5 protein-coding genes are annotated in these 4488 nt (G+C 65.6%); all 5 read right to left on the bottom strand.

Annotated features, from left to right (window positions below; all coding sequences use genetic code 11):
* The coding region (locus Q4E95_RS11290; RefSeq protein WP_303383399.1) for a beta-ketoacyl synthase N-terminal-like domain-containing protein at nucleotides 1–398 on the bottom strand (398 nt) is incomplete at its 3' end.
* A gap of 132 nt (nucleotides 399–530) precedes the next feature.
* Complete coding sequence (locus Q4E95_RS11285; protein ID WP_016996935.1) at nucleotides 531–776, bottom strand: acyl carrier protein; 246 nt, start codon at nucleotides 774–776, stop codon at nucleotides 531–533.
* 152 nt (nucleotides 777–928) lie between these two features.
* Nucleotides 929–1996, bottom strand: a complete 1068-nt coding sequence (locus Q4E95_RS11280; RefSeq protein WP_303383398.1) for a beta-ketoacyl-ACP synthase III — start codon at nucleotides 1994–1996, stop codon at nucleotides 929–931.
* Between the two features lie 62 nt (nucleotides 1997–2058).
* On the bottom strand, nucleotides 2059–2970 hold the full coding sequence (locus Q4E95_RS11275; protein ID WP_303383400.1) for an ACP S-malonyltransferase: 912 nt from the start codon (nucleotides 2968–2970) through the stop codon (nucleotides 2059–2061).
* Between the two features lie 91 nt (nucleotides 2971–3061).
* Complete coding sequence (locus Q4E95_RS11270) at nucleotides 3062–4297, bottom strand: CdaR family transcriptional regulator (protein ID WP_303383397.1); 1236 nt, start codon at nucleotides 4295–4297, stop codon at nucleotides 3062–3064.
* Nucleotides 4298–4488: the final 191 nt, after the last annotated feature.

Genomic DNA, 4488 nt, shown 5'->3' with positions numbered 1-4488 from the left:
GCACCCTTGGCCTGCATGGTGTCCCACGCATCCAAGAGGGTCCACACGCCACCGATACCGGTGCCGAAGGCCACGCCAACGCGAGTGGGGTCCAGCTCGTCGCTGGTGTCGGCGGTGTCCCCGGAGAAACCGGCGTCGGTCCAGGCCTCACGGGCGGCGGCCACGGAGAACCGCCCCGAGGGGTCCAGGCGCTTGGCCTGAACGCGGGACACCACATCTTCCGAGGGTATGGGGGCGGTTGCGCCAATGCGCACCGCGAGGTCGTATTGCTCGACCCAGTCATTTTCCAGGGCGTGAACACCGGAGACGCCCTTGAGAGCGTTGGCCCAGGTTTCCTGGACGTTTTCACCGATGGGGGTGATGGCTCCCAAGCCGGTGACAACTACTTTGCGGGACATTATCTGCACTTCCTCGTGTCCGGGATCGCATGGGTTCCGGGCTCTGGCCGCAGCCAGGTCACCGGCAGATGAAGTGCGGCGTGTGGGTGAGCCTCGTAGGGCCCACCCGACACGCCGCGCTGCATCAGTGGCTCAGGCCTGAGCGTTGTCGATGAAGTTGACGGCGTCCTCGACGGTCTTGAGGTTCTTGACCTCTTCGTCCGGGATGGTCACATCGAACTTCTCTTCGGCGTTGACGACAATGGTCATCATGGAGATCGAGTCGATGTCGAGATCATCGGTGAAGGACTTGTCGAGCTGGACAGCTTCGGTCTCCAGGCCGGTCTCTTCGTTCACGATTTCTGCCAGGCCGGCCAGGATTTCGTCTTTGCTCGCCATGGGGGCTTCCTTTCTCTGGGGCCGCGTGTCGCGACCTTGCTATGGAACGACGACGCTCTGGTGAGCTGTCGTTGTGGTTCGTACCGAAACGTCCGGAACGATCCAAGAACATAAGGTGTGCGATCTAACCCTACGACACCTCACAAGCGGGTTCAGGGCAGCAGCACCACTTGCGCGCCGTAGACCAGACCCGCGCCGAAACCGATCTGCAGTGACGGCTTTCCGGACAATTCCGGGTGCTCGGCGAGCAGGCGGTGCGTGGCCAGCGGGATGGATGCGGCGGAGGTGTTACCGGCGTCCGCGATGTCGCGGGCAATGATGACGGACTCGGGCAGCTTGAGCACCTTGGCCATCTGGTCGATGATGCGCATATTCGCCTGGTGGGGTACGAAGGCGGCCAACTCCTCGGGAGCCAGGCCGGCGGCGTCGAGCGCCTCCTGGGCGACGCGAGCACCCTCCCAGGACGCCCAACGGAACACGGTCTGTCCGTCCTGGCGCAGGGTGGGCCACAGGGTGGCGTCCGGTCGCATCTCGCCCGTCTCCGGGTCCGTGAGGTCCTTGGAGAAGGTGCGCTCACCGCCCCGTTCCACGGTGAGAATGTCCGTGAGCGGGTGGGTCATACGAATGGCATCCCATTTGGAACCGTCCGAACCCCAGATCGAGGGGCCGATGCCGGGTTCGTCCGAGGGGCCGATGACCGCGGCGCCGGCACCATCGCCCAGCAGGAACGAAATGGAACGTTCACCGTTGTCGATCACGTCCGAGAGCTTCTCGGCACCGATCACCAACACGTTGGTGGCTGCGCCGGAGCGCACGAGCGCGTCCGCCTGGGCAATGCCGTAGCAGTAGCCCGCGCAGGCTGCGGAAACGTCGTAGGCGGGCGCCGGAGTCGCACCAATCCGATCCGCGAGCGCGGCCGCCAAAGAGGGCGTCATGTACGGGAACGTCACGGTCGAGACAATGATCGCGCTCAGCTGCTCACCGGTCAGCCCGGCGCTCGCCAAGGCTTCACGCGCGGCGTGCTCGGCCATCTCCAGCACGGACACTTCCTGAGGGGCGCGCATACGCGTGTTGATACCGGTGCGCTTGACGATCCACTCGTCCGAGGATTCGATCCACTGGCACACATCATCATTGGTGACCGTCACGGACGGACGGTAAGCACCCATACCCAGGATCCTGGAATGAGCGTTCGGGGTGTTCTGCTTAATGGTCGCCACGAGAGGCTGACTCCTTACATGGTGCGATTCGAAGCGTGCTGCGCAATGGCGAGGCACCGTTGTCAGCTCAGAATACTCCGGACCGCTTCAAGATCTTCGGGTGTGTTCACCGCGGTTGCCCGTGCGGTCTTCAAGCCGCGCTTGGCCAACCCCGCCAGGGTCCCGGCCGGTGGGAGCTCAATGAGCTGTTCCACATCCAGCTCGGCCATGGTGTCCATGCACGCATCCCAGCGCACCGGGCGGCAGACCTGCTCCACGAGCGAGTCCACCACGGCGGCACCGGAGGTGATCAGGGAGCCGTCGAAATTGGTGAGCAATTGATGAGCGGGATTCTGCGGGGAGAGCTCGGGAGCCAGTGCGCGCAACGGCTCCAGCGCCGGTGCCATGTGCTCGGTGTGGAACGCGCCGGCCACCTTGAGGGCAATCACCTTGGCGCGGGCCGGGGGATTCTCCTGGAGGGCCTTCAACTGCTCCAGGGTGCCCGCGGCTACCACCTGACCGCCGCCATTGGCATTGGCGGGGGAGGTGCCCGCGGCAGCCATGGCTGCGGCGACGTCGTCGGCCTTGCCGCCCAGAACGGCGGCCATGCCCGTGGGTGTGGCCGCTGCCGCCCGGGCCATTTCCGTGGCGCGGACTCGGACAAATCGCATCGCGTCCGCTTCGCTCAGGACACCCGAGAGTGCCGCGGCGGTGATCTCACCGACCGAGTGGCCCGCGAAGACGATGTCGCCGCGGCCGTTCCACGCATCCGCGAGCAACCGGCCGGCCACCAATCCTGCGGCCACGATCAGCGGCTGTGCAACGGCGGTGTCCTTGATGGTTTCTTCATCGGCGTCGGTGCCGTAATGGGCAAGGTCCAACCCGGCGGCGTCGGACAGCTGCGCCACATGCTCTGGCACGCCGTCCACCGACAGCCATTCGCGGAGGAAACCTGGTTTCTGGGAGCCCTGACCCGGGCAAACTACGGCAATCACCATCCCATTTCACCAAATCGCGAGCCGAAAGGAGGTGTTCCGAGCCACCAAGTGGCGTGTGCGCCTTTGTGTGACTCCTACAAACCGTCGGCTAGTGGGGCGAGTTCAGGCGGCCCGCGACCATGGCGCAATGCAACACGAAGGCCTCCCTGGGGATCAACGGGTCCCAGCCGGTGATGTCACAGACCCTGCGCAGCCGGTAGCGCACGGTGTTGGCATGCACGAACAGTTCACGAGAGGTGGCCTCGAGAGAATTACCCACGCTGAAATAGGTACTCAGGGTGTCCACCAGACCGGTCGAGGACATGGACAGCGGTTCCCACACGGCGTCCACCATGGCCCGCAACGCGAGGGGGTCTCCGGACATGGCACGTTCGGGCCAGACGTCCTCGGAGTCAACGGGCCTCGGTGCCTGAGGCCACGCCGACGTCGCTCGGAACCCCGCAGACGCGCGGTCGGCGGAGTACTTGGCGTCGAAGACCGTGTCGACCTCGGGACCGAAGACCACGGGGCCTTCACCGAACACGGAGGCGAGCTGGGGAAGCCCGCGGCGGGGGTCCGCCACACCGCCCAGTACGAGCACCAGACGGTCGGTCTGAAGCGAGACGAGGCACTCGGCGGCATGACGGGTCGCGGAACGCCGAATCTTGTCCACACTGCCCGGCCCGGTGGTGGCCGGGGTGGCGCCCACCATCACAGTGACCTGCCCCTGGTCCGTCCAACCGAGCGCTGCCACCCGGGAGCGGATGGAATCAGAGCGGTCCCCGCGCAGGACCCCGTCCACCACGAGTGACTCCAACCGGGCGTCCCACGAGCCACGGTTCTCGGCGGCCTTGGCGTAGACGTCCGCGGCGGCAAAGGCCACTTCGCGGGAGAAGCGCAGCACGGCCTCGCGCAGTGCGATCTCGTCACTGGGCTGCGCGAGCTCGGGAACTTTTTCTTCCACGACGTCCACCACGATGCGCAGGACTTGCAGCGCGTTCTGCAGGGAAATGGAACGGGTGAGTTCGGTGGGTGCCTGTCGGAACACCTCGGTCAGGACCCATACCGGTTCCTGGGGGTCCTCGTACCACCGCACGAAGGACGAGATACCACGCTGGGCCAGCAGCCCGAGCTCGGAGCGTTCGTCCGCCCGCAATTGGGAGAACCACGGCAGCGTGGTGCTCAGGCGCTGAACGGCCACGGTGGAGACCTGCCCCAGATTGGCCGTGAGATTATCCAGGGTCCGCGGATGCGGGCTTCCGGCCGGCCGGTTGCGCAGGGACCAGGTCACTCGTCGCGCAGATCGTTGTTTTGCGGCAGCGGTGCCCTTGGAATCGGAAGCCATGGAACGAGGTTAGTGCATTGAAAACGACGACGCCCGCTCAGCAAAACTGAGCGGGCGTCGTCAATTCGGTGCGTCAAGGATCACCGGAGCCGAGGCTCGGTAACCCTTACCGGGCGGTCAAAGCGATCAGGCCTCGCCGCCGGCGTTGCCGGAGGTCCCGGCGTTCGGGTCGAGCAGGTCGTACTTGTCGA

The sequence above is a fragment of the Kocuria sp. genome (genome assembly GCF_030536815.1).
In the GTDB taxonomy this organism is placed as follows: Bacteria; Actinomycetota; Actinomycetes; order Actinomycetales; family Micrococcaceae; genus Kocuria; species Kocuria gwangalliensis.
This window is presented reverse-complemented; position numbering and strand designations above follow the sequence as displayed.